Consider the following 23,372-nt stretch of genomic DNA (forward strand, 5'->3'; position numbering starts at 1 on the left):
GGTCGAGGTCCCGGCGCGGCCCTCATTCGGAGCGCGGTGGTCGCTGCGGCGCCGGGGGAGATGGGCCCGGGGCCGGGGCCGCCGGCGGTGCCCGAGGCGGCCGGGTCCAGGTCCCTGCGGGGCGGGGTGGTTGCTGCGGCGCCGGGGGCGGTGGTGCGCGGGGCGGCCGGGGTGTGGCTCTCCCACAGGGCCGTGGCCGCCGGGGTGTCGGCGACGACCACCCCGGGCCCGTCGGCGGCGAGCCGCCCGGCCGCCGGCGTGCGGTCCTCCCGCCGGGCCGCCGCGGGCCGTCCCCCCCGGCCAGCAGCCGCGCCAACTCCTCGCCCAGCGCGACGGCTTCACCCTCGCGCGGGTACACCGTGACGGCCTCGCCGACGGCCGCCGCCCCGTGCGCCCCGGAGTTCATCGCGCCCAGCACGCCCGCGCCCGCCGCGACCTTCGCGTCGCACGTACGGCGCAGCAGCACCGGCACCACCAGGTCCAGCAGGAGCGGGAGTTGGGAGGCGCGCGGGCCGAGAGGTGCAGCGTCCAGCCGTGGTCGAGCGCGGGCATCGCGGGGTCGTGCAGGTACAGCCACGGCCCGTCCGCGTGCAGGCGCCGCCGCCCGCCGCCCTGCGGCGCCCGCGCCACCAGGCGGGCGGCCTGCGCGAGGTGCTCCGTCGGCTGCTCCCGCACCGAACCCCCGTGAAACGCCGGGCGGGTGAGCGCCCCCGTACCCGGAGTGCGGCGCTCACCCGCTGGTCGATCATGCCGTGCGGGACGTACGTGTCGTGCGGTCGCACGGATCGGAAGTCGCCGCCGCACCGGAAGCGCGTCGGCATCCAGGTGACGAACGGATCGGCGGGACAGGCCGCCGGGGCGAGAGCGGCGTCGAACTCGTCTTCGAACACCGAGGCGTCCTCGTCGACGTCCAGCGGACCGGCGTCACGGATCTCCAACACGGGCACGGACACGGGCAGTTCCTCCCATCCAGGGGGGTGGCGCCTTGCGGTCCGCACATCGTACTAACCCCCGTGTGCCTGTCTCAGTGGTGTGACGCCACCTGCTTCGCGTTCGGAGCGGTACCGTTGGCCACCGACGTGCCGTTGGTCTATGTGGGTGAGGGATAAAACGGATGCAGAAGCGTGAGGTCGTGCGCTACGGAAGCGCGCCCAGTCACTTCGTCGAGCTGTGGGACGCGGACCCGCAGGGCCCGCCCGCCCGGGGCCTGGCGGTGACCGTGCACGGCGGCTGGTGGCGCGACCGGCATGACCTCCACCTCATGGACGGCCTCGCCGCCGACCTCGCCGACCGCGGCTGGTGCGTGGCCAACATCGAGTACCGCCGCACCGGCGGCGACGGCGGAGGCTGGCCGCACACCCTCACCGACGTCCTCGACGCGGTCGCCGCCGCCCACGCCGTGCGCCCCGCCCTCGCCGACCTCCCGTCGATCGCCGTCGGCCACTCCGCCGGCGGACAGCTCGCCCTGCTGACGGCAGCCGCCGGCCTCGTCAACGCCGTCGTCGCGCTCGCCCCGATCACCGACCTGCCGCGCTGCGCCGCCGAGGGCCTGGGCGAGGGCGCCACCCCGCTGTTCGTCGCCACCCCCTACGAGGACGACCCGGCCCGCTACCGCGAGGCCTCCCCGCTCCACCGCCTCCCCCTGGGCCGCCCCCACCTGATCGTCCACGGCGACCAGGACCAGCGCGTGCCCGTCACCCACAGCCGCGCCTACGTCGAGGCCGCGAAGGCGGGAGGGGACCCGGTGACGTACGTGGAGCACGCGGGCACCGACCACTTCCAGGTGGTGGACCCGCAGCACGCGAGCTGGGCGGCCGCGGCGGGCTGGCTGGAGGGCCGCGCCGGATAGCCCCCGGACAGCCCCCCGGACAGCCCCCCGGACAGCCCCCCGGACAGCCCCGCCCCCGTAGGCCCTCAGCCCCGGCGGATCGCCTCCACCACCCGGGACAGGTCCTCCTCCGCGATGGCCGGGTGCGACAGCAGCACCTCGTGCGCCGCCGTCAGCACCCGGCCGCCGCCCGCCAGCGCCAGGTCCTTGGCGGCCAGGCGCACCGGGAAGTCCGACTCCCGGCTGCGGGCACGGGCCACCACCCCCGCGAGGGGCCCGCGCCCCAGCACCTCCAGCGCCAGCTCCTGCGGCAGCCCGAACCCGTCCGCCACCGCCAGGGCCTCGCCGAGCGCCGTCACCCCGGCCACCACCGCGCCCATCACCACGACCTTCAGCGCCGCGCCCGCACCCGGCCCGCCGCAGCGCAGCACGCGCCCGAAGTGCTCCAGCACCGGCTGCGCCCGGTCGAGGTCGCCCGGCTCGCCGCCCGCGTAGACCGTCAGCGTGCCCTCCGCGGCCGGCCCGACGCTTCCCAGCACCGGAGCGTCCACCAGGGACGTCCCGGCCGGCAGCCGTCCGCGCAGCGCGGCCACCGCCCGTGGCCCGACCGAGGACATGTCGATCCACAGCGCCCCCGGCGCCAGGTGCCCGAGGAAGCGCCCGGCCACCTCCTCCACCGCCGCCGGGTCGGCGAGCATCGTGATGACGACGTCCGCGCCCTCCACCGCCTCGGCCGGGCTCGCGGCGCACGGCAGGGCGCCGGCGCGCTCGGGGCTGCGGTTCCAGACGGTCAACGGCAGTGCGGCGGCGGCCAGTCGACGGGCCATCGGCAGGCCCATGCGGCCCAGGCCGAGAAAGGCGATCTTCCGCAAGGGCGCGGCAGAGGGCTCGGGGAAAGGCGCGGGAGAGGGCTCGGGGAAGGGAGCGGAAAGGGACGCGGAGGAAGCGTGCTCGCTGTTCATGGCCACCACGCTAGGCAGCCCCGAGCCAGGCGACAAACGAATGTCTCGCATGGTACCCATGCCCCATGGACATGGCTTGGCTCGACGTCTTCCGCACCGCCGCCCGCCTCGGCTCCTTCACCGCCGCCGGCGAGCACCTCGGCTTCACCCAATCGGCGATCTCCCGTCAGATCTCCACCCTCGAAGCCGAACTCGGTGCCCCGCTGTTCGACCGCCTCGCCCGCGGCGTGCGCCTGACCGAACACGGCCGCGCCCTCCTCCCACACGCCGAGGCCCTGCTGGAACGCCTCGACTCCACCCGCCGCGAACTCACCGCCCTCACCGAACTCGGCACCGGCCGGCTGCGCCTGGGCGCCTTCGACAGCGCCAACGCCGCCCTGGTGCCCGCCGCCCTCGCCGCCTTCCGCGCCGCCCACCCCGAGGTGGCCCTCTCGCTCACCGAAGGCCTCTCCGCGAGCCTGCTCACCCGCCTCGCGGACGGCGACATCGACCTCGCCGTCGTCGCCTCCTACCCCGAACACCCCTACGACCACGAGCAGTTCGACCTGCAGCCGCTCGCCGACGACCCGGTCCTGGTGGCCCTTCCCCGCGACCACCGCCTCGCCCGGCGCCGGCGCCTGCGCCTGGCCGAACTCGCCGACGAGCCCTGGATCGCCGCCCGCCGCACCATCGAGACGACCCTGCTGGCCGCCTTCGTGCGCCAGGGCCTGCGCCCGCGCGTCGAGTACGCCGTCGCCGGCTGGAGCGCCAAGCTCGGCCTGGTCGCCGCCGGGCTCGGCCCCGCCCTCATCCCGTCCCTGGCCGCGCGCGCCGCCCGCCCCGACATCGCGCTCGTCGCCCTGCACCCCGACGACACCCCGGTGCGGCAGGTCTTCACCGCCGTGCGCCGCGGCCACCACCCGCCCCCGGCCGCCGCCGCCTTCCTCGTCCACCTGCGCGAGGCGGCCCGGGCCTGAACCGGGCGTGACGCAGGTCACGGCGGGCGGCGGGCCGGGGATGTCACATCCGCGGCGCGGGAGGGGTCGGGGTAGTGAAAGCAACCGCGAACGGCGCACGCGACAGCGAACGCACCGACCAGAGGAGCCCGCCATGGAAGCCCGTTTCAACTACTACGCCACCGCCACCGGCGCGAAGTTCGTCAAGCACATCAACGCGGCCGGCGCCGCCCTCAAGGACGCGGGCGTGCCCTACGCCACCACCCAGCTGGTGCTGCTGCGCGCCAGCCAGATCAACGGCTGCGGCATGTGCACCGACATGCACTACAAGGACGCCGTGCACGCCGGCGACACGCCCGAGCGCCTCAACCTGGTGGCCGCCTGGCGCGAGGCGACCGTGTTCACCGACGCCGAGCGGGCCGCCCTGGCGCTGACCGAGGAGGCCACCCGCATCGCCGACGCCGCCGGCGGGGTGGGCGACGCGGTGTGGGAGAACGCCGTCAAGCACTACGACGAGGAGCAGCTCGCCTCCCTGGTGTCGACGATCGCCCTGATCAACGCCTACAACCGGTTGAACGTCATCTGCCGTGTCCCGGCGGGGAACTACCGGCCCGGCCAGTGGTGAGCCGTCCCCACCACCCGCCGCCCTTCCCGGTCGCGCCCGGACGAGCGGGCCTCAAGGAGGCCTTCCGGCTGTTCTGGGACGCCACCCCCGGCACCCACCGCATCGAGGACCAGATCGCCGAGGGCGACAAGGCGGTGACCCGCCTGACCGCCACCGGGATCCACCGCGGCGACCTGCCCGGTGCCCCGGCGACTGGCAACCCGATGACGATGACCGCCGTCGTGATCCACCGCAGCGCGGACGGGAAACTCGCCGAGAAGTGGTCCGGCAAGGACGAACTCGGCCTGCTCCAGCAGATCGGCGTCCTGCCGCCCCTGGGCGGCCCGCCGGGACGGTGACACCCGCCCCGGCGCCGGAAGCCCACCCGTCGGTCGGCGATCGGCCGCCGGGGGAGGCCGGCCGGGGATCGGAAGGGGCTCGCCGCCTCCGGCGCCCTCCCCGGCTCGACAGGCCCGTTTCGGGCCGGTGTGGAACGGTGGGACGCAGGGGGCGGTCCTGGAGAGAGGAACGGTGTCATGTCATCGAAGAGGCGGCGCAAGAAGAAGGCGCGGGCCAGGCGCGGAGCCAACCACGGCCGTCGGCCGCAGTGCTGAGAGCCGGCGGCCACCGTCCCGCCGCGGCCGAGGAGGCCGCGGCGGGACCTCGCGCGCTACCGGGGCGGTAGGCCCCGTTCGTCGCCCGATCGGCCCCGGCCCCCGGCGCCCGCTCACGCCGCCCCGAAGCGCCACACCGCGTGCTCCAGGGCGCCCGGGTCGTGCCCGAGCAGGGCGGCGGCCTCCTCGTAGGCGGCGCGCAGTGGCGCGTAGCGCAGGTCGGTGAGGCCGGCGCCGGCGTACCGGCACCGATCGGGAGCGGGCCCCCGCCCTTGAGCGGGTGCGGCGGCGGTGCTTCACTGTGCGGATGATCGGCGAGGCGGACATGACGGACCTGTTCGGCGCGGTGCTCAGCAGGCACCGGGTGGACACCCGGGCGCGGTGGCACAACGCCGTGTGGGCGCTGGTGCTGGCCGTGCCCACCGGCTGGCTGGGGCTGTGGGCGCTGCTCACCGTGGACGACGGCCGCTCGGGCGGCGGCCGGGTGATCGGCCTCGTGATCGGCCTGTCCCTGGGCGCGCTGTACGTCGCCGTGACGCAGGCGTGGCGCGCGCTGCGGGGCGGGGCGGGGGAGTACTTCGAGGTCCGCGAGCGCGGGCTCGTCCACGGCTCGCGGCGCGGCGCGGTGGGCTGGGAGTGGGACCAGGTCGTGTCGATCACGATCCCCGGGACCCCGAGGATCCACGGCCTCGCCCGCCGGCTGGGCAACGACTACCGCTGCCGCCTCGCCCTCGACGGCGGCGCGCGCCTGCACATCGACGGGCACGCCGCCGGGGCCTTTGGCCTGGGCCGCGCCGTGCTGCAGCACAGCCCGCACGCGCGGCGGCTGGCCGGGGACGAGTGGCAGGAGAAGGCGGGCGGCTGGTTCCTGGGCGGGGCGTTCGCGTTCCTGGCGGTGGGCGTCTCGATGGTCGCCTACCTCGCGAGCCACGCGGACGTCACCCGCAGGTACACCGACGCGAGCGGGATGACGGTCGAGAAGACCGTGCAGGGTGTCAGCGACGGCGTGATCATGGCGGTCGGGCTGAGCCTGCCGGTGTGCGCGGTCGGCGCGATCACGTGCATCGTGCTGTACGTCCGGTACCGGAGGTACCGCCCGCGCTGACCCGTGTCCCGCGCCGACCCGTGTCCCGCCCGAGGCGCAGCACCCGGGAGAACCGGCCCACGCAGGACACCTTCCACGGCGTCGGCTGCGGCTGCCACGCGCACGCCGGCCCCGTGGGAGCCGTCGACGTCCGACGGACCGGGCCGGCCCCTCGCACCGCCCGGCACGGCCCGCTCCCGTCGAGCGCCGGGAGCGGGACGTCCACCGGACTTCAGCATGCCGGGCGACGGCGGGCGGCCACCTGCCGGACCACGGACAACGCACAGAGACCGCTCGCCCCTGTCGGGGCCGGGCGGTCTCTGCTGCTCGGGCGGGCCCATGCGCCAACACGGCCCGCTGCCGGTGTTCCCGAAATGTGTTGGAGTGAACAGCGCCCCCGGGCTCCGGACCCGCGGGTCCGGACGACGCCGCTGCAAATCGTCACATCCGGCCAGGGCGGCCTACAAGGGGATGTTGCACGAAAGCGCATCAATTATCGGTTTCGACACTGCGGCCTGCGCGTTCGTGACCGAGATCGTCCGGGATGGCGGGCAGGGGGCGGGACGCGGTCGCATCAATCTGCGCGACGTTCACCGAACCGATTGGGAATCACCCATACGCCTGACAGAGTGTTACCTCGCACGGGCCCTTCCGGTGACGCCAACCACGGGAAGACGTCCGTCTGTTGGAGTGACAGTGCTATAGGAGGTCTCGTCGATGACGAGGAAACGGAAGAAGCGCACCCCGGCCCGATGCGTCGCCGACGCCGTCACCGCGCCGCGCCCGCGGCAGACCATGCGGCAGTCCGTGCGGCGCCCCCGGCGGCCCCGGTGGCCGTGGGGACCCGGACCCGTCGAGACGGTCGTGATCGTGGTGGTCGTGACCGTGGTCGTCGCCGCGGCGGCCGTCCTGGTGGAGGCCGGCCTGTCGGCCCAGGCCGCGCTCGAACTGGCCACCGGCGGGCTGCTGCTGGGACTCAGGCTCCGGCGGGAGCGGGCCTAGAGAACGCCTGCGAGAAACGTCTGCGAGAGACCCCCGCGATGGGACGCAGAGAGAAACCGGTCGCGGCGAGTGACCCGGCACTGGGCCGGCTGGCCGCGTGGCTGCGCGAGCAGCGCGAACGGGCCGGGCTGACGTACCGGCAGCTCGCCGCCCGCACCAACTACCATCCCACCACCCTGCAACGGGCCGCCGGCGGGCGGACCGTGCCCAACTGGACGGTCGTCGAGGCCTTCACCCGCGAATGCGGCGGGGACCTCAGGGCCGCCCGCCGCAAATGGGCGCAGGCCAACTACTGGGCGCACGTGCCGCGCCCGCCGGGGCCCCAGCGCCGCAGGGCGCCCAGACCCCTGCACCCCGAGCAGGTCGACTCCTTCGCCGACCTGCGCCGCGCGATGCACGAGATGCGGCGCAAGGCCGATTGGCCGGCCCTGGAGGAACTGGACCGCCGGGCCCGGGCCAGGGGCGCGCGCCTGCCCTCCAGCACCCTGGCCCTGGTCCTCAAGGGCGAGGCGCCGTTGCACAAGCCGGTGTTCCGCACCTACATGGAGGTCTGCGGGGTCCGCGAGACCCGCCGGGAACTGTGGGCGACGGCCTGGGACCGGGCGGCCATCGCCCGCACCCCGGTGTCCGTCACCCCCCGTACCTACCAGCGGGAGTTCACCCGCGCCATGCGCAACTCCAGCGGCGGCATCTCCACCGAGAACCTGCTCAAGCTGTGGGTCACGCTGCGCAACAGCCACGCCGCGGACCGGGCCGAGGACACCGGGGACAGCCCGCCGGTTCTCGTGTGACCGGGGCCCGCGGCCGGGACACCCACCAGGAACCCGGCCGCGGGCCCGACCCGCCCGCGCCACCACGGGAACACTCATGCCAATACGACGCACCCCCGCGGCCGTCACCGCCCCCGCGCCCGCCCTGGGCCTGTGGGCGCTGCACGACCTCCACCGGCGGCACTACCTCGCCTACGCCGCCCTGCTGCTCTCCCCGGCCGAGGCGCGACTCGCCGTCCAGGGCGCCTTCGAGGACCTCGCCGGGCGCTGGCTGGAGGCCCTCGCCACCGCGAGCCCGGCCGCCTGCGCCTGGCAGGCGGTCCGCGACCGCGTCTGCACCCTGGCCGGCCCCCGCACACTCGGCCCCGTCGCCCACCTCACCGCACCCCAGCAGGACGTCCTGCTGCTCCACCTCGCCCTCGACCTGCCCGCCGACCGGATCGCCGCCCTCACGGGCACCGAACCGGCCGCCGTGCACGCCCGGTTGCGTTCGCTGGCGTCGGCGCGGAGACCGGGGTGAGCCGCCACCACTCGCCAACTCCACTGCAGGCACGACGCGTTGGCCCGGGTCGCCACCACTGCTCGACGATCCGCTCCCGAGGCGACGGCGAACAGGCGCCACCGCCCCCCGGCCGCCCGCCGTGATCAGCTCGGGGCCTCCTCACGACGGCAGCGGCCGCGCCGCGCGGGCGTACATGCGCACGGCCGCGACGGCCGGGGAGGTGGTGTAGACGCGGGCGAGGTCGACGAGGCGGTCGGCCTCCGACTCCAGTGCGGCGCAGGGCGGTTCGGCGGGCGGGACGGCCCGCGGGGCGGCCGGGGCGGGCACGGCGCCGGCGGCCACCCGTTCCAGGGCGGCGGCCAGCGCGGCCGCCTCCGCCGTCGCCGCGACCAGGGCCTCCGGCGGAGGGAAGCGGCGGGCGGCGGCGGTGAGCCACTGCGGGGTGCGCGGGTCGAGGTGGTGGCGAAGGATCAGGCGCGCGTCGTGGATCTCGATGATCCGCCGGTACAGGGCGAACTGCGCATCGCGCGGCGGCAGCCGCCGGGGCAGCAGCCGGCGGGCGGGCGCGAGCGCGATCTCCGGCAGCACGGTGTGCAGTTCGGTCCACAGCGGGGTCAGCGACCGGTAGTGCCGGTGGGCCCGCAGCCACCCACGCACGGGCGTCAGCACGGCCGGCCACAGCGCGGTCGACAGGCCCGCCGCCAGCAGCGCCGCGCACAGCAGCCCGAGGACGGCGGAGGCGCTGTCCTCGCCCGCGCTCTGGGCGCCGCTGGTGGCCGCGTCCACGACGTCGTCGATGCCCCAGGCGTCCCAGACCAGGCCCACGGCCAGCCCGAGGGTCAGCAGGCGCAGCCCGGTGCGCCGGTGCCCGCGGGCGGTGGCGCGCGCCCGGCGGGCGACCTGGCGCAGCAGCGCGGTGAGGCGGTAGGCGATGTACAGGGTGCGCAGCGCGTTGTACGCGGCCAGGTAGGGCCGTCCGGCGGGGGCGACGGTGAGATCGCCGCTCGTCACGCCCGGGTCGGCGGCCGTGATGAGCACCGCGCACAGCGCCAGGACCGTTGCCAGGACGCCGAGTTGGCGCCGCACGGCGGTCCGGGCCGGCTCAGCGGAGGCCAGGGCGACGGTGAGCAGGGCGATCGCGCCGGTCGCGCACAGGTGCAGGGCGTCGCCGAGCAGGACGGGCAGCAGCGCGGGGGAGGCGAGCAGGCCCGCCAGGCTCAGCAGCCGGGCCGCGCCGGCGACGGTGGGCGGCGCGAGCAGCAGCAGGGCCGCGCCGAGGAAGGCGGTGCAGTAGCAGGCGTAGCGGGTGGCGGCACCCGGCCCGGCCCACCCGCCGCGGGCGCCGTCGCGCGGGCTGCGCGCGTTACGGGCGTCGCGGGTGCTGCGCGCCAGGTGGCAGGCGTTGAACACGAAGAACGCGGCGACGGGGTAGAGCGCGAGCTCGCTCACGGCCGCCCGCCCCCGCCCCCGCCCCCGCTCTCGGAGCCGGAGCCGGAGCCGGAGGGCGGCGGCGCCGACAGCAGCGTGTCCAGCGCCGGCGTCGAACCCGGGCGGGCCGCCGCGTCGGCCTTCGCCGCACGGCTGAGGATCAGCGACGCCAGCAGCTCCGCCTCGCGCTCCTGCGGCTCGTCGTACCCGGTGCGCCCCAGCACCCGCTGGACCAGCGCGGGGGACAGGTGCGGCAGCAGCGCCTGCGAGGACACCGGCGTGATCGGCGCCGAACCGGCGTGGTCGAACAGCAGGTGCGCGATCTCGTGCACCAGGATGTGCCGGCGGTGCAGCGGGCTGGTGTCCGCCGCGTACAGGATGTAGTCCGCCTCCGCCGTGGACACCAGCAGCCCGCACGGCAGGTTCGGGCGCGCGGCGACCGGCACCAGCTCGATGGGCCGCCCGCGCCGGGCGGCGAGCCGGTCCAGGAGCACGGCGGGGTCGAACGGCGCCGGCAGGTCCAGCTCCTGCGCCATCCGCCGGCACCGCCGCAGTACCGCCCGGTAACCGTCGCCGCCGCCCCACGCAACCCGCACGGTGTGTCCTCCTTGCCATCCGGCCCCCGGCCGGTCGTCCCCACGACCCGCCGCCGCGCCGCGCCCCCCGGCCGCGGTCCGTCGCCGTGACTCGTCCCTGTGTCAGTTGAGTCGCCCGGAAGTCTCCCGGAGTTCTGCGGACTTCGTCACGGACTCGTCCCGAAGACGCCGGCCGAAGACGCCTGTCCGAAGACGCCGGCCGAAGATGCCTGCCCCGAGGACACCTGCCGCCGGGGGACCGTCAGGAACGCGTCATCTTCGGGGACGCCTCACGAGGAGGCCGGGCGGCGGGCGGAGTCCCGGCGGGCGATGACGTCGATCAGCTCGCTGACCGTGTCCAGCCCCTCCGGCGAGAGGTTGACCGCCCGAAGCGCCAGGCTGCGCACGCCCGCGTCGCGCAGCGCGCCGAGCAGGGCGAGCTCCTTGGCGATCTCCGCGCCCTGGCGCTCGTCGAAGAAGTAGGCGGGCGGCACCTGGAAGAAGTGGGCGAGCGCCTCCAGGTGACGCTTGGTCGGGTTGTCCCGGCGCCCGGTGCGCAGCTGCCACAGGTAGGTGGTGGAGAAGGACTCGCCGGTCGCCTCGCGGCAGGCCCGGGCGACCTCCTCGTTGGTGTACTGCTCGCGGTCCGGCCGGCGGACCGTCTGGAACAGCGCCTCGATCCTGGCCGCGAGCCCGGACGTCTCGACCGGCCCGTCCTCGCGGGGCGACTCCGCCATGGCAACCCCTCTCCCGCCCGTGACCTCCGCGCCTCAGCCTGGGTGAACGGAGGACACCCTGCTCGATCACCATAGCTCAAGGCAATGAGCCCGGGTGGATGCCGTGCGTCAACTCTTCCATGCCAGTTGACCGGTGGAGTGGCGGGTGCCATCCTGGCCGATCTGACCGCCGGCCCGGGAGGTTCGTGAACGACGCCGTGCACAACACCGCCGACAACACCGCCGACAACAGCCCGTACCCCACCGTCACCGACGGCCCGGCCTCGACCGTGCGCCTCGGCTTCCTGTGGCGCGGAGCCGGCTGGGCCCTCGGCAGCCTCGCCGGCCTGCTGCTGGCCTTCACCCTCGCCGAGAGCGGCGCCGTCGAGCACCTCGGCGTCCTCCCGTCCCTGCTGCTCGTCACCGCCGCCGCCGTCGCGCTGCCCGCCCCCCGCACCTTCCGCCTGCGCGCCGACGAACAGGGACTCACCCTCACCCGCCTCCTGCTCAGCCGCCGCTACCGCTGGCAGGACGTCACCGGCCTGGAGATGGACTTCGGCGAGGACTCCGAGAGCGGCAGCCCCCGCCTGGCGCTGCGCCTGCGCCTGACCACCACCCGCCGCACCGGCTGCGGACCGGCCCTCGGCACCCTCCCCACCACCGGCGACCGCCTTCCCCGCGGCACCGAACCCCCCGAGCTCGCCGACCTGTTCACCCTCCTCGACCGCCACGGCGTGCGCCTGGACGCCCCCCACTACGCCGCCCTCGTCCTGTCCGCCCACGGCAGGCCCCCGCTGGGCCGCCGCTGAACGCGGCGCCGCTGACCGTGGCGCCGTTGAACGCGCTGCCGTTGAACGCGCCGCCCGCCCATGCCCGTTGACGCAGGCAGGAGCGCGCCGGCCGGCAGCGCGCGAGAGGCCAGGGAGCCGCTGTCCCATGCTCACCTTCCACGGCGCGTGGCGCATCACCGTCCTCACCCGCGACGCCGACTTCGAACAGCGCGCCGTCGTCCGCGGCCCCCACGGCACCCGCGTCGTCCCCGGCCGGCCCGGCGCCACCCTGGAGGTCGACGAGGACACCTGGACGCTCGCCCTGGAACACCTGGCCTGGGGCCGCACCTGGGAACCCAACCAGCGCACCACGACCGGCCCGCTCACCGACCACGCCGGCCTGCGCAGCCGCCTGCTCACCAGCAGCGACCGCCACTTCCCCGGCAAGCCCCTCGACTACCCCAACCTCGTGCTGCGCCTGGATCAGCCCACCACCGCCCTGCGCGCCCTCCGCCCCGTCGGCGCCCCCATGACCCCGGCCGCCCCCACCGCCCCACGGGCGATCCGCACGACGTCCTCCGCCGCCTCCTACGGCCGCCCCACCGAGACCCGCCCGGCGGCGTCAGACGGATGACTCAGGGGGCGAACGGCTGGATCTCCCCCGCGAAGACGATGATCTGGTCGATGAGGCTCCGTCGCAGATGGACGACATCCGTTCCCGCCAGGCGGGGGCCTCCGTCAGGCGTGGTGAAGACCCACTGGTACCGGGCCCATTCGTCAGGCATGTCCACCGCTGAGCAGCGCACCATCGTGCCGGTCCCCGCCGGGTGGCGCCGGATGTCCAGCACGAACCGCTCGACCGCCGCGATCCCCTCGCTGCGACCCAACGGCCCCCAGAACACCACGTCCGAGGTCAGGGCCTGCGGGAGCAGGGCAGTCACATAGCTGTCGTTCGAGGCGTTGAAGGCCGAGATGAACGTGTCGATCGCGGAGCGTGCGGTCTCTTCCTGCATGCCCCAGTAATACCAGCCGCTTCGCGTGCGCCCGTCCCACGCCGGCGTCGGTACTGCCGCAAGTCCGCGGCGGGCAGGCGGCGGAAGTGTGACGCAGGACACCCGAAAAGGGTGACATGGTGTTGTCGCGGACGGGCGTGATCATCGACGCATGACGATCACCGCGATGACCACGACGACCGCAACGACGACCGCAACGACGACCGCCACCACCGCCCTCGCCGCCCTCACCGACGAGGACTGCCTCGCCGAGACCCTCGCCTTCAACGCCCAGTTCGAGGCCGCCGCCGCGACCCGCCCCTCCCGCTCCACCGCCCTCGACGCCGCCACCCTCGCCCGCCTGCGCGCCAACCGCCTCGGCGGCGACACCCCGCCCGTGCGCCTGCCGCAGGCCCAGGACCGGATCCTCCCCGGCGGGGTCGGCGTGCGGGCCTTCGTCCCCGAGCACGTCGAGGGCGTCTACCTCCACATCCACGGCGGCGCCTGGGCGTTCGGCTCCGCCGACGGCCAGGACCAGCGGCTGTGGCACCTCGCCCGGCGCACCCGCCTCGCCGTCCTCAGCGTCGACTACCGCCTCGCCCCCGAACACCCCTTCCCCGCCGGGCCCGACGACTGCGAGGCCGCCGCCCGCTGGCTCGTCGACCACGCCGAAACCGAGTTCGGCACCCGGCGCCTGATGATCGGCGGTGAATCCGCCGGCGCCCACCTCAGCGTCCTGACCCTGCTGCGCCTGCGCGACCGCCACGGCGTCACCGGGGCCTTCCGCGCCGCCAACCTCGTCTACGGCCCCTACGACCTGTCGATGACCCCCAGCCAGCGCCTCTTCGGCTCCCGGCAACTGCTCAGCAACACCGACTCCCTGCGCGGCACCTACGAGCTCTGCACCCCCGGCCTGGACGCCGAACGGCGCCGCGACCCGGCCCTGTCCCCGCTCCACGCCGACCTCACCGGCCTGCCGCCCGCCCGCATCGTCGTCGGCACCGAGGACCCCCTCCTCGACGACTCGCTCTTCCTCGCCACCCGCTGGCAGGCCGCCGGCGCACGCGCCCACCTCGGCGTCGTCGCCGGCGCGATGCACGGATTCACCCTGTTCCCGCTCACCGTCACCGAGCGCGAACACCGGCGCGAGCGCGACTTCCTGGCCGGCGCGTGAGGACCCGGACGGTAGCGTCGGCGCCGTGAACCGCACCCCGCGCCTCTACGCCCTGGTGGAAGAACTGCGCGCCGCGGCGCCGCGACCGCTGACGGTCGCGGCGCTCGCCGCCCGGTTCGAGACGAGCACCCGCACCGTCCAACGCGACCTCCAGGCCCTCATGGACGCCGGCGTCCCCGTCCGCGCCACCACCGGACGCGGCGGCGGCTGGTCCATCGACCGGGCCATGACCCTGCCCCCGATCCGCTTCACCACCGACGAGGCCTGCGCCCTGGTCGCCGCCCTCGCCGCCGCCGACCCCGGCGCTCCCTACGCCGGCGCCGCCCGCACCGCCTCCCAGAAGATCGCCGCCACCATCACCGGCCCCGCCGCCACCGCCGCCCGCGACCTCGCCGCCCGCATCGTCGCCCTGCCGGCGGCGCGCACCGAGGAGCCGGTGCGCACCGCCGTCGAACGGGCCCTCACCGACGCCACCGTGCTGCGCCTGTCCTACGTCGACGCGGCCGGCCGCACCAGCGAACGCGAGGTGGAACCCGCCGGACTGCTCACCGCCGGCGGCACGTGGTACCTCATCGCCTGGTGCCGCACCCGCCACGCCGGCCGCGGTTTCCGCCTCGACCGCATCACGGCCGCCACCCCCACCACCGAACCCTCCCCGCCCCACACCCTGGCCGACCTCCTCCAGGGCTCCGCCGCCGCGGCCGCGATCCCCCCGGCGGCCCTGGACCCGCTGCGGTCGGGGGCGTGAAGGCACGACGGACGGGGCGGGAATCCTCTCGCCCTGCTGTCGGTGCCCGCGCCTAGGGTGAGCGGCATGAGCCACGTGGACCTCGCCGTGTCCACGCCGACTGCCCCGATCCGCCGCCGGGCCGTGTCGTCGGCGCCCGCGACGCGCCCGCGATGTGGGTCAGCGACGCGGCGCCGGCCCCCGGACTGTGGGAGACGCTCCACCGCGCCCACCCGCGCACCGGACTGTGGCCGCTGCCGCTCGCCCCGCTCGAGCGCTCGCCGGACTTCCGCCCCTGGCTGTCGGGCGAACGTCCGCGTCCTCCGCGCGGGCTTCGACACCGTGGAACTGAGCGTCCCCGCCCCGCCCATGACGAGGGAAGAGGCCCTGCGGGTGGCCGCCGAGCACGTGGCACTGCGCGTACCCTCGCCCGCGTGCCCCGTGATCCGAGAAAACCCCGCCGCCTGGTCGCCGACGGGCGCGCCTACGTGTGGACCCTGCGCCACAGCCACCGCGCGCTGGACGGCGGCCGCCCGGCGCACTGCCGCGAGACCCTCACGCTGCACCCCCAGCCGGCCGGCACCGGCGGCCCGCTGCGCATCGTCTTCGCCAAGGGCCCGGACCGCTACGTGGGCGGGGCCCCGCTGGGTTCCGGGGACGTCGGGTACGCGCGGGGCGCCTGCCTGAACCTGCACGAGCCGGGCGCCGTCCGGGCCCTGCTCGACGCGGCCACCGCCCGCGGATGGCACCCGGGGCAGCGGCGCGCGGTGGAACTCGACGGCTGGTCCCTGCTGGAGGCGGCCGCCGCCCGCGCCGGGGCCGCCGGACCCGAGGACCGGTAGGAGCCGGCGCCGCGCGCACGTCGGCGCGGCACGTCGGGGGCCGGCTCCCGGTCGGGCGCGGTCAGTATTCGCTGCTCGGGGCCTGGGCAGTGGGGCCCAGGTCCGGGCGGTCACGCAGTTCCAGGGCTTCGCCGTGGTGGTCGAGTTCGAGGACGAGGAGGTCGTTGCGCCCCGGCCGCCACAGGGGGGCCGGGGCGTAGAGGGTGCGCTGGGGCCCCTCGGCGGTGTGGCGGCCCAGGAGGAAACCGTTGAGCCACAGCAGGCCGCGGCCCCAGCCGGGGAGGGCGACGAAGGCGTCGGCGGGGGTGTCCACGTCCGTCTCGAAGCGGTGGAACACCGGGTCGCCGTCGGCGGGCGCCACCGCCTCGGGCTCCTCCAGCCGCAGGGCGGTGAGGTCGTCGAGCGGCAGCGGCCGGATCTCCCACTCGAAGAGCAACTGGCCGTCGTGCGCGACGCCCCGCGTGATGCCCTTGCGGTCGTCCATGGTGGGGCCGTAGTTCACCCGGCCCAGGGCCTCGACCAGGATGTCGAGGGTGGCGCCGCCGGGCCCGGTGGCCAGGGGCAGCGTCGCGCGGGGGCTGTTGCGGTCCAGGACGCCGAGCGGGCGCCCGTCGACGAAGACGTGCGCGCGGTCGGCGAGTCCGTCGATGCGCAGCGGCAGTTCGGGGCGCGGTCCGGGCACACGGGTGCGGTAGTGGATGAGGCCGCGGGCCTGGCCGAGGCGTTCCATCGGTTCGGGGCAGGCCCGCTCCACCGGCGCCGACAGGCAGTCCAGGGCCGCGAGGAGCCGGGCCCGGCCCGTGGCCCGCTCCAGGCGGCGCGGGGCCAGGCGCGGCACGGGGGCGGGCAGTTCGCCATCGGGCAGGGGCACGTAGCGGCCGATGACCTCCCGCAGCGCGTGGAACTTCTCGGTGAGCTCGCCCGCCTCGCCGATCGGCGCGTCGTAGTCGTAGCTGGTGGAGGTGGGCTCGAAGCCGGCGTCGCAGGGGTGGGCGCCACTGTGGTTGGCGCCGGCCCACAGGCCGAAGTTGGTGCCGCCGTGGGCCATGTAGAGGTTGACGGAGGCGCCGGTGGCGAGGAGTTCGTCGAGGGAGGCGGCGCTCTCCTCGGGGTCGCGCACGTGGTGCGGCTCGCCGAGGCGGTCGAACCAGCCGATCCAGAACTCCATCGCGGTCAGCGGTCCCTGCGGCTGCCGGCGGCGCAGCACCTCCAGGCGTTCGGGCGCGCGGGAGCCGAACGTGGCCGTGGACAGGTGGCCGGGGATGGCGCCGCCCTGCTGCATGGTGTCGTGGGCGCCGTCGGCGGTGAACAGCAGGCAGTCCACGCCGCGGCGCACCAGGCCGTCGCGCAGGTGGCGCAGGTAGGCGCCGTCGCGCCCGTAGCTGCCGTACTCGTTCTCCACCTGCACCGCGACCACCGGCCCCCCGCGGCCGGCCAGCAGCGGCAGGATCTCGGGCACGACGGCGTCGAACCAGCCGTCCACCTCCGCGAGGTAGACGGGATCCGAGCAGCGCAGCCGCAGCCCCTCGACGGCCAGCAGCCGGGCGGGCAGGCCGCCGAAGTCCCACTCGGCGCAGATGTACGGGCCGGGGCGCAGGATCACGTCCAGGCCCAGCGCCTGCGCGGCGCGGGCGAACCGGGCGACGTCCCGCCAGCCGGTGAAGTCCACCTCACCGGTGGGCAGTTCGTGGAAGTTCCACGGGACGTAGGTGTCGACGGTGTTGACGCCCAGCGCCCGCAGCCGGCGCAGCCGGTCCTCCCACTGGTCGGGGTGGACGCGGAAGTAGTGCAGGGCGCCGGCGACGATGCGGTGCGGGGCACCGTCGCGCAGGAAGCCGGAGGCGTCGTGGTCGAGCATGCGCGGGCCTTTCGGGGGCGGCGGGCGGGTGCGTACGGACGATGATCTTTGCTCCGGAGCCGCGAAGCGGCGGAGTTCGCTGCGTTGTCAGTGACGTGCCCCATGGTGAACACGGCAACCGAGCGGGGGCGCTCCCATGCTGTCAGGCCGCGGGTATCGGCTTGAACCCGACGTGGCACAGGCTGAGTCATGTGAGGAGTTCGGCGGTATCCGCCGGTCGGTGTGGAACCCCCGCCCTCCAGGACGGGGAGAAGTCAACGGTATGCCCGCACCGTGCGCGGACAATCAGGACCCATGACGGACACCCACACCGGCACCGCCCGCGACCTCCTCGCCCTCGTCGGCGGAGCCGCCAACGTCACCTCCACCGCCCACTGCATCAGCCGCCTGCGCCTGGGCCTGGCCGACCCGGGCCTCGCCCGCACCCGGCAGATCAAGGACCACCCGGCGGTGCTGGGGGTCGTCGTGGACGACACCTACCAGATCGTCCTCGGCCCCGCGGCCGTCGACCACGTCGCACAGGCCTTCGACCGGGCCCTGGCCCGAGAACGGGCCGCCGCAGCCACCACCCCCGCCACCGACGCCCACGCCCTCGCCGCCCGGGGAGCCGCCCTCAAGGACGACCGCGCCCGCCGCAACGCCACCCCCGGCAAACTGTTCCTGCGCCGCATCGCCGACATCTTCGTCCCGCTCATCCCCGCCCTCGTCGCCTGCGGCGTCATCGCCGGCCTCGGCGCCACCCTCAACTCCCTCGCCCTGTCCACCCACACCGGCGCCCTGACCGGCATCGTCCCCGTCACCACCGCACTCTCCCAGGGCTTCATGTCCCTGATCGCCGTGTTCGTCGGCCACAACACCGCCAAGGAGTTCGGCGGCACCCCCGTCCTGGGCGGCGCCGTCGCCGCCATCGTCGTCCACCCCGGCGTCGCCGCCATCACCCACACCCCCTTCGGCCACCTCAAGCCCGGCCAGGGCGGCGTCCTCGGAGCCCTCGCCGCCGCCGCCCTGTGCGCCGCACTCGAACGCCAGGCCCGCCGACGGATCCCCGACGCCCTGCAGATGCTGCTCGTGCCCACCCTCGCCCTCGCCCTGTCCGGCCTGGCCGCACTGCTCCTGCTCATGCCGCTCGCCGGCCTCCTCGCCGACGGCATCGGCAACGGCGCCACCTGGCTGCTCGCCCACGCCGGCGCCGGCGCGGGCGTCGTCCTCGGCGGCACCTTCGCCACCCTCGTCATGTTCGGCCTCCACCAGGCCCTCATCCCCATCCACACCACCCTCATCGAGCAGCAGGGCTACAGCGCGCTCTACCCCATCCTCGCCATGGCCGGCGCCGGCCAGGCCGGCGCCGCCGTCGCCGTCTACCTGCGCGCCCGCCACAACCCCTCGCTGCGCCGCGTCATCAGGTCCGCGCTGCCCACGTGCGTCCTGGGCGTCGCCGAGCCGGTCATCTACGGTGTCACCCTGCCGCTGGTGCGGCCCTTCGTCACGGCCGGGATCGGGGCCGCGGTCGGCGGCGCCGTCGTCGGCGCGTTCGCCCAGTTCGGCCTGACCACCGGCTCCACCGCGGTCGGCCCCTCCGGGCTCGTCCTTCTGCCCCTGCTCGACGGCAGCCACGGCATCGGCCCGGCCGTCCTCGTCTACACCGGCGGCTGGCTCACCGCCGCGCTCGCCGCCTGCGCCGTCACCCACGCCTTCGGCTTCACCCCGGCGACGCTCACCGCCCTCAACGCCCCGGCGCCGGAAGCGGCCCCGGACCCGGCACCGCCGCCGTCGGAGGCCGCGGGCCGCCCCGAACCGCGCGAGCAGGCCGGATAGGGTGACGCCCGACCGGGCCCCGGCACCGCGCGGGCCCGGGCCGAGCACCTTGAGGGGGACCGCATGGGCAACAGGACGGGCGGGCGTGCCGCCGCCACCGAGCAGCGCTGGGAGTCGCTGCCGGAGGGGATCCGGCAGCAGGTCGACGGCTACGTCCTGCAGGACTCGCCGATGCGTGCGGTGCGCGTCGTGTGGACGGCCGGGCGCGCCCTCGGATGGGGGCTCGTCGACTCCCAGGACATCGTGGCGCACCGCTACGAGCACCTCGGCGACCGGATCGCCCGCACCCCCGACAGTCCGCTCGACCCGGAGTCCCTGGCACTGCTCGCCACCGGTGCACCGGGCCGGATCGTGGCGATCGAAGCGCTCTGGGACGGCGACACCGTGCACGACTGGTTCGTCCGTCTGGTGGCCGTCACGGCCGATCCGGCGGGCGAGCACCACCTGGCCACCGTCCATCACGGCACCGCCGTCCGCTTCCTCGGCGACGCCCCGGCCGGCCGCCGCCACCCGTCCGCGGCCGTCGCCGAACAGGCGGGGCGCGCCCTGGCCGGGCAGTTGGGCGTGCCCTTCCACTTCGCCGCCCCCGACGAACCGGACGACCAGGCTCCGCGCTGGCGGCCCCCGGCCGGACAGCGCGGATAGGGTCCCTACGGACGACCGGACGATCTTCGAGGAGTGCCGCCCATGAATGCCGCCGTGAGTGCCGCGCCGAACCCGCCCGCCGGCGCGCCGGTCACCCGGTTCGGCCTGGGCACCGCCGCCGTCGGCCGCCCGGGCTACATCAACCTCGGGCGCGACGCCGACCTGCCCGCCGGACGCGGCGTCGAGGCGCTGCGCCGGCGCACCCACGAACTGCTGGACGCCGCGTACGCGGCCGGGGTGCGCTACGTCGACACGGCCCGCTCCTACGGGCGCGCCGAGGAGTTCGTCGCGCAGTGGCTGGCCGAGCACCCCGCGGAGGCGGCCGACACGGTGGTGGGCAGCAAGTGGGGCTACACCTACACGGCCGGCTGGCGCACCTCCGGGGTGGCCGCGCACGAGGTCAAGGAGCACTCGACGGCGGTGTTCGACCGTCAGGTCGAGGAGACCAGGGCCCTGCTCGGGCGCCACCTGGACGTCTACCTCGTCCACTCCGTCACCCCCGACAGCCCCGCCCTCACCGACCCCGCCCTGCACGCCCGCCTGGCCCGCCTCGCCGCCGACGGCGTACGGGTGGGCCTGTCCACCAGCGGCCCCGACCAGGGCGCCGCGATCCGCGCCGCCCTCGCCGTGACGGTCGACGGGCAGCCGCTGTTCGCCGCCGTCCAGTCCACCTGGAACCTGCTGGAGACCTCCGCCGCCCCCGCCCTGGCCGAGGCCCACGACGCCGGCTGGCTCGTCGTCGTCAAGGAGGCGATGGCCAACGGCCGCCTCGCCGGCCGCAACGCCACCGGCCCCGACACCGCCGCCCTGCGCGCCCTGGCCGCCCGCACCGGCGCCACCTGCGACGCCCTCGCCCTGGCCGCGGCCGCCGCCCAGCCCTGGGCAGGCCTCGTCCTGTCCGGCGCCGCCACCCCCGCCCAGCTCGCCTCCAACCTCACCGCCGCCGCCCACCCCCTCACCCCGGACGACCTCACCGCCCTCGCCCCGCTCACGGAGCCGGCGCAGGAGTACTGGCACACGCGCGCGGGGCTGGCGTGGTCGTGAGGGCCCGAGCGGCCGGGGCCGGCCGGCTCCCCTGACCTCCGCACCGGCTACGGCGGCGTCAGGAACGGCCCCTGACCAGGGATTCCGGGCACCGGCCAGATATGGCCGGTGCCCGTCCTGGTTCCCCGCGGCGCCCGGACACCACGATGGCCACAGGTCGCCGCACCCGACGCGGCGCCCCACCCGACCAGAGGGAGCCGACCCCACATGACCATGCGTGCCAGCCTCGCCCGCCGCCTCAAGGCCGTCCTCGCGACGACGGCGCTCGCGCTCACCGGCGCCGCCGTCGTCCCCACCGCCGCGCACGCCGACACCGCGCAGCCGCACCACTACTACATCGAGATCGGCGGCACCGGGACGGCCCTGGACGCCCCCCGCTGCACCTACACCTTCGACCTCGCCAACCAGCACCTGGCGGCCGGCAGCACCGCGATCCCGGTCTGCTACCCGGCCAGCGGCGGCCCGTTCGTCGGCAGCCACAACGAGATGCCGGCCCCGCTGTTCACGCCGAGCTTCGGCGACAGCGTCAACGCGGGCTACTGGAACGCCAAGGCCGCCCTGGAGAACGCCTACAAGGCCGACCCCACCGCCCGCTTCACCATCGCCGGCTACTCGCAGGGCGCCTGGGTCGGCGACCTGCTGCTGCAGACCATCGCCAACAACGGCACCGCCGTGCCCCGCGAGCAGGTCGACGGCATGCTCTACTCCGACCCGATGCAGCCCGGCACCGGCTTCTGGCACCTCGTCCCGCAGGGCACCCTGATCCCGTTCGTGGCGTACTCCCCGGGCACCGGCCCGGAGAACTTCCCCGGCGGCGTGCCGGTCCGGCGCTTCTGCATCAAGACCGACGGCGTCTGCGACGCGACGTCCCTGGACTCCTTCAGCGGCTTCCTCGCCCAGCACCCGCGCTACCCCGCCACCATCATCAACGAGACCCTCTCCGCCACCGGCGGCAACGGCACCACGTGGTACCCGGCCGGCGCCTGACCGGACACCAACGGCGGAGAGACACGGGGGAGACGGGGGAGACGGGGGAGGGGGAACAACGGGGAAAAGGCGCCGCGGTCCGTGGGGGGACCGCGGCGCCACACCCGTGCCCCGCCCGCGGGCGGGGCGTCAGAACAGCTCCAGCCGCGCGTGCACCGCGTCGGCGAAGACCTCCAGCAGCACCCGGCCGAACGCCTGCTCCTCGCCCCTCCCCGACGTCAGGTGCACAGGGGCGGCGACGTGACACAGTCGGTTAATAACTTGGTATTGAGATAGCGTCAGTTGATCTATGCTGGCGCCGTTCACAAACTCTCCGCACGAATCAGGTTTCGCTGGATGAAGCTGCCCAAGGTGTCCGCCGTACTCGTGGCGGCCGTACTGGCCCCCGCCGTTCTCTTCCCGTCCTCGGCCTCGGCCGCCGACACTCCGCAGCCGGCCGGCGTCTCCGGACCCGACACCGCCTCCGACAAGCCCGACGACGCCGGGCACCAGGACGCCGGGCACCAGGACGCGGGCGACCAGGAGAAGCGCGACCGCGCCACGGTGCAGGCCATCCTCGCCGACAAGGACACCGGCCGAGGTGTGCGCGAGGCCGGCGAGAAGGCCCTCAAGGGCGACGCCGCCGCCGTGCGGCACTTCCTGGACGTCGAACTCCCCAAGCAGCGCGCGGACGACAACCGCGTGAAGGTCATGCAGATCCTGGCGGCCGCCACCGGCCGGGGGGTCAAGGAGGCCGCGAACCGGGCGATGGACGGCACCGACGCGGACATCGTGAAGTTCCTCACCGAGGGCTGGGCCAAGGCCCAGGCCGAGGACGACCGCGTCGCGGTGCTGCGCCTCATGGCCGACAAGGACTGCGGTCCCGGTGTGCGGGCGGCCGGTAGCAAGGCGCTCGACGGCACGGCCGCCGACGTGCGGCGCTTCCTGGAGAGCGGGTATGCCAAGGCCCGCCAGGACGACGACCGGGTCAAGCTCGCGCAGATCATGGCCGCGGGCGGGCCGGCCGTGAAGGCGGCGGCCGGCAAGGCGCTGGACGGCACCTACGAGGACGTCGTCACGTTCCTCAAGGAGGGCCAGTTCACGGCCCGCGCCCAGGACGAGGCCGACGCGGCCCGCAAGCCGGCCCAGGACCGCACCCCGGACGCGAAGCCGGCCGAGCAGCAGCCGCAGCCCGGCGTCCAGCCCGCCGCGGTCACCACGACCACCGGCGCCACCGGCGCCGCTACCGGCGCCGCCACTGGAACGGCCGCCACCGGCGCCGCCACTGGAACGACCGCTACCGGAACGGCCACTGGAACGGCCGATACCGGAACGACCGCCACCCCCGCCGGGAGCACCGGAACCTCCGCCCGCCCGGACCAGCTGGCCGCCACCGGCACGGACGGTCTCGGCTGGGAGGCGGGCGGCGCGGCCGCGGCCGTCGCCGCGGGCGCCGCGCTGGTCGCCGTCTCGCGCCGCCGTCGCTCCGCCGAGGGCTGACGCACCCCGAACGCCTCGT

The 23,372-nt window shown here is 75.5% G+C and carries 27 protein-coding genes and 2 pseudogenes; 20 read left to right on the forward strand and 9 right to left on the reverse strand.

Annotated features, from left to right (window positions below):
• Positions 1-22 precede the first annotated feature (22 nt).
• From PUR71_RS40970 to PUR71_RS02185, 3 genes and pseudogenes are all read right to left on the reverse strand, one after another.
• Positions 23-475 (reverse strand): class III lanthionine synthetase LanKC N-terminal domain-containing protein, encoded by a 453-nt coding sequence (locus PUR71_RS40970; RefSeq protein WP_443077323.1) that lies wholly within the window; start codon positions 473-475, stop codon positions 23-25.
• Positions 403-675, reverse strand: coding sequence for a hypothetical protein (locus tag PUR71_RS02180; RefSeq protein ID WP_329924605.1), 273 nt, complete (start codon positions 673-675; stop codon positions 403-405). Before PUR71_RS02180 ends, PUR71_RS40970 begins: the two co-directional genes overlap by 73 nt.
• Before the next feature lie 134 nt (positions 676-809).
• Positions 810-998 (reverse strand): annotated as a pseudogene (locus PUR71_RS02185) (SflA family class IV lanthipeptide); the annotation flags it as partial.
• A gap of 116 nt (positions 999-1,114) precedes the next feature.
• On the opposite strand from PUR71_RS02185, the gene PUR71_RS02190 reads away from it, so the two are divergent.
• Complete coding sequence (locus PUR71_RS02190) at positions 1,115-1,849, forward strand: alpha/beta hydrolase family protein (protein WP_329924574.1); 735 nt, start codon at positions 1,115-1,117, stop codon at positions 1,847-1,849.
• 65 nt (positions 1,850-1,914) lie between these two features.
• On the opposite strand, the gene PUR71_RS02195 is transcribed toward PUR71_RS02190, so the two are convergent.
• Positions 1,915-2,700, reverse strand: a complete 786-nt coding sequence (locus PUR71_RS02195) for an NAD(P)-dependent oxidoreductase (RefSeq protein WP_329924575.1) — start codon at positions 2,698-2,700, stop codon at positions 1,915-1,917.
• A 155-nt stretch (positions 2,701-2,855) separates the two neighbouring features.
• Between PUR71_RS02195 and PUR71_RS02200 the strand changes: the two genes are divergently transcribed.
• The 7 genes from PUR71_RS02200 (at position 2,856) to PUR71_RS02230 (ending at position 8,319) form a co-directional block, all read left to right on the forward strand.
• Positions 2,856-3,746 (forward strand): LysR family transcriptional regulator, encoded by an 891-nt coding sequence (locus PUR71_RS02200; RefSeq protein ID WP_329924576.1) that lies wholly within the window; start codon positions 2,856-2,858, stop codon positions 3,744-3,746.
• Between the two features lie 133 nt (positions 3,747-3,879).
• On the forward strand, positions 3,880-4,350 hold the full coding sequence (locus PUR71_RS02205) for a carboxymuconolactone decarboxylase family protein (protein ID WP_329924577.1): 471 nt from the start codon (positions 3,880-3,882) through the stop codon (positions 4,348-4,350).
• Complete coding sequence (locus PUR71_RS02210) at positions 4,344-4,688, forward strand: ester cyclase (RefSeq protein WP_329924578.1); 345 nt, start codon at positions 4,344-4,346, stop codon at positions 4,686-4,688. The genes PUR71_RS02205 and PUR71_RS02210 overlap by 7 nt, the downstream gene beginning before the upstream one ends.
• A 562-nt stretch (positions 4,689-5,250) precedes the next feature.
• Positions 5,251-6,048 (forward strand): hypothetical protein, encoded by a 798-nt coding sequence (locus PUR71_RS02215; protein ID WP_329924579.1) that lies wholly within the window; start codon positions 5,251-5,253, stop codon positions 6,046-6,048.
• A 696-nt stretch (positions 6,049-6,744) separates the two neighbouring features.
• A complete protein-coding gene (locus tag PUR71_RS02220) occupies positions 6,745-7,029 on the forward strand; it encodes a hypothetical protein (RefSeq protein ID WP_329924580.1) in 285 nt (94 codons plus the stop codon).
• A gap of 38 nt (positions 7,030-7,067) precedes the next feature.
• Positions 7,068-7,820 carry a helix-turn-helix domain-containing protein gene (locus PUR71_RS02225; RefSeq protein ID WP_329924581.1) on the forward strand — a complete coding sequence of 251 codons (753 nt, stop codon included), beginning with the start codon at positions 7,068-7,070 and terminating at the stop codon, positions 7,818-7,820.
• A gap of 76 nt (positions 7,821-7,896) precedes the next feature.
• Positions 7,897-8,319: a hypothetical protein gene (locus tag PUR71_RS02230; RefSeq protein WP_329924582.1), complete on the forward strand. Its 423-nt coding sequence runs from the start codon at positions 7,897-7,899 to the stop codon at positions 8,317-8,319.
• A gap of 141 nt (positions 8,320-8,460) precedes the next feature.
• Here the strand turns inward: PUR71_RS02230 and PUR71_RS02235 are convergent, their stop codons facing one another.
• The 3 genes from PUR71_RS02235 to PUR71_RS02245 all read right to left on the reverse strand — a co-directional run bounded on the left by PUR71_RS02235 (position 8,461) and on the right by PUR71_RS02245 (position 11,041).
• Positions 8,461-9,750 (reverse strand): MAB_1171c family putative transporter, encoded by a 1,290-nt coding sequence (locus PUR71_RS02235; RefSeq protein ID WP_329924583.1) that lies wholly within the window; start codon positions 9,748-9,750, stop codon positions 8,461-8,463.
• Positions 9,747-10,325 (reverse strand): ParH-like protein, encoded by a 579-nt coding sequence (locus PUR71_RS02240; RefSeq protein ID WP_329924584.1) that lies wholly within the window; start codon positions 10,323-10,325, stop codon positions 9,747-9,749. Before PUR71_RS02240 ends, PUR71_RS02235 begins: the two co-directional genes overlap by 4 nt.
• 269 nt (positions 10,326-10,594) lie before the next feature.
• On the reverse strand, positions 10,595-11,041 hold the full coding sequence (locus PUR71_RS02245; protein ID WP_329924585.1) for an XRE family transcriptional regulator: 447 nt from the start codon (positions 11,039-11,041) through the stop codon (positions 10,595-10,597).
• Positions 11,042-11,226: 185 nt separating this feature from the next.
• On the opposite strand from PUR71_RS02245, the gene PUR71_RS02250 reads away from it, so the two are divergent.
• Both PUR71_RS02250 and PUR71_RS02255 read left to right on the forward strand, forming a co-directional pair.
• Entirely contained in the window at positions 11,227-11,829 is a 603-nt protein-coding gene (locus PUR71_RS02250) for a PH domain-containing protein (RefSeq protein WP_329924586.1), read from the forward strand.
• 127 nt (positions 11,830-11,956) lie between these two features.
• Positions 11,957-12,424 (forward strand): hypothetical protein, encoded by a 468-nt coding sequence (locus PUR71_RS02255; protein WP_329924587.1) that lies wholly within the window; start codon positions 11,957-11,959, stop codon positions 12,422-12,424.
• Between the two features lies 1 nt (position 12,425).
• Here the strand turns inward: PUR71_RS02255 and PUR71_RS02260 are convergent, their stop codons facing one another.
• Positions 12,426-12,803 carry a nuclear transport factor 2 family protein gene (locus tag PUR71_RS02260; protein WP_329924588.1) on the reverse strand — a complete coding sequence of 126 codons (378 nt, stop codon included), beginning with the start codon at positions 12,801-12,803 and terminating at the stop codon, positions 12,426-12,428.
• Between the two features lie 151 nt (positions 12,804-12,954).
• On the opposite strand from PUR71_RS02260, the gene PUR71_RS02265 reads away from it, so the two are divergent.
• From PUR71_RS02265 to PUR71_RS02275, 4 genes and pseudogenes are all read left to right on the forward strand, one after another.
• Positions 12,955-13,956 (forward strand): alpha/beta hydrolase, encoded by a 1,002-nt coding sequence (locus PUR71_RS02265; protein WP_329924589.1) that lies wholly within the window; start codon positions 12,955-12,957, stop codon positions 13,954-13,956.
• Positions 13,957-13,981: 25 nt separating this feature from the next.
• Positions 13,982-14,704, forward strand: a complete 723-nt coding sequence (locus PUR71_RS02270; protein WP_329924590.1) for a helix-turn-helix transcriptional regulator — start codon at positions 13,982-13,984, stop codon at positions 14,702-14,704.
• Between the two features lie 66 nt (positions 14,705-14,770).
• A pseudogene (locus PUR71_RS40975) lies at positions 14,771-15,085 on the forward strand (hypothetical protein); the annotation flags it as partial.
• A gap of 32 nt (positions 15,086-15,117) precedes the next feature.
• Positions 15,118-15,525 carry a hypothetical protein gene (locus PUR71_RS02275; RefSeq protein WP_329924591.1) on the forward strand — a complete coding sequence of 136 codons (408 nt, stop codon included), beginning with the start codon at positions 15,118-15,120 and terminating at the stop codon, positions 15,523-15,525.
• 61 nt (positions 15,526-15,586) lie between these two features.
• Here the strand turns inward: PUR71_RS02275 and PUR71_RS02280 are convergent, their stop codons facing one another.
• Positions 15,587-17,383, reverse strand: coding sequence for a glycoside hydrolase family 35 protein (locus PUR71_RS02280; protein WP_329924592.1), 1,797 nt, complete (start codon positions 17,381-17,383; stop codon positions 15,587-15,589).
• Positions 17,384-17,519: 136 nt separating this feature from the next.
• On the opposite strand from PUR71_RS02280, the gene PUR71_RS02285 reads away from it, so the two are divergent.
• The 6 genes from PUR71_RS02285 to PUR71_RS02310 all read left to right on the forward strand — a co-directional run bounded on the left by PUR71_RS02285 (position 17,520) and on the right by PUR71_RS02310 (position 23,353).
• Positions 17,520-17,681 (forward strand): helix-turn-helix domain-containing protein, encoded by a 162-nt coding sequence (locus PUR71_RS02285; protein ID WP_329924593.1) that lies wholly within the window; start codon positions 17,520-17,522, stop codon positions 17,679-17,681.
• Positions 17,678-19,198, forward strand: coding sequence for a PTS transporter subunit EIIC (locus tag PUR71_RS02290; RefSeq protein WP_329924594.1), 1,521 nt, complete (start codon positions 17,678-17,680; stop codon positions 19,196-19,198). Before PUR71_RS02285 ends, PUR71_RS02290 begins: the two co-directional genes overlap by 4 nt.
• Before the next feature lie 63 nt (positions 19,199-19,261).
• Positions 19,262-19,843, forward strand: a complete 582-nt coding sequence (locus PUR71_RS02295; protein ID WP_329924595.1) for a hypothetical protein — start codon at positions 19,262-19,264, stop codon at positions 19,841-19,843.
• Between the two features lie 42 nt (positions 19,844-19,885).
• Complete coding sequence (locus tag PUR71_RS02300) at positions 19,886-20,887, forward strand: aldo/keto reductase (RefSeq protein ID WP_329924596.1); 1,002 nt, start codon at positions 19,886-19,888, stop codon at positions 20,885-20,887.
• Between the two features lie 207 nt (positions 20,888-21,094).
• A complete protein-coding gene (locus PUR71_RS02305) occupies positions 21,095-21,874 on the forward strand; it encodes a PE-PPE domain-containing protein (RefSeq protein ID WP_329924597.1) in 780 nt (259 codons plus the stop codon).
• A 336-nt stretch (positions 21,875-22,210) separates the two neighbouring features.
• Positions 22,211-23,353: an ALF repeat-containing protein gene (locus PUR71_RS02310; RefSeq protein WP_329924598.1), complete on the forward strand. Its 1,143-nt coding sequence runs from the start codon at positions 22,211-22,213 to the stop codon at positions 23,351-23,353.
• Positions 23,354-23,372: the final 19 nt, after the last annotated feature.

The sequence above is a fragment of the Streptomyces sp. SP17BM10 genome (assembly GCF_036322405.1).
GTDB lineage: Bacteria > Actinomycetota > Actinomycetes > Streptomycetales > Streptomycetaceae > Kitasatospora.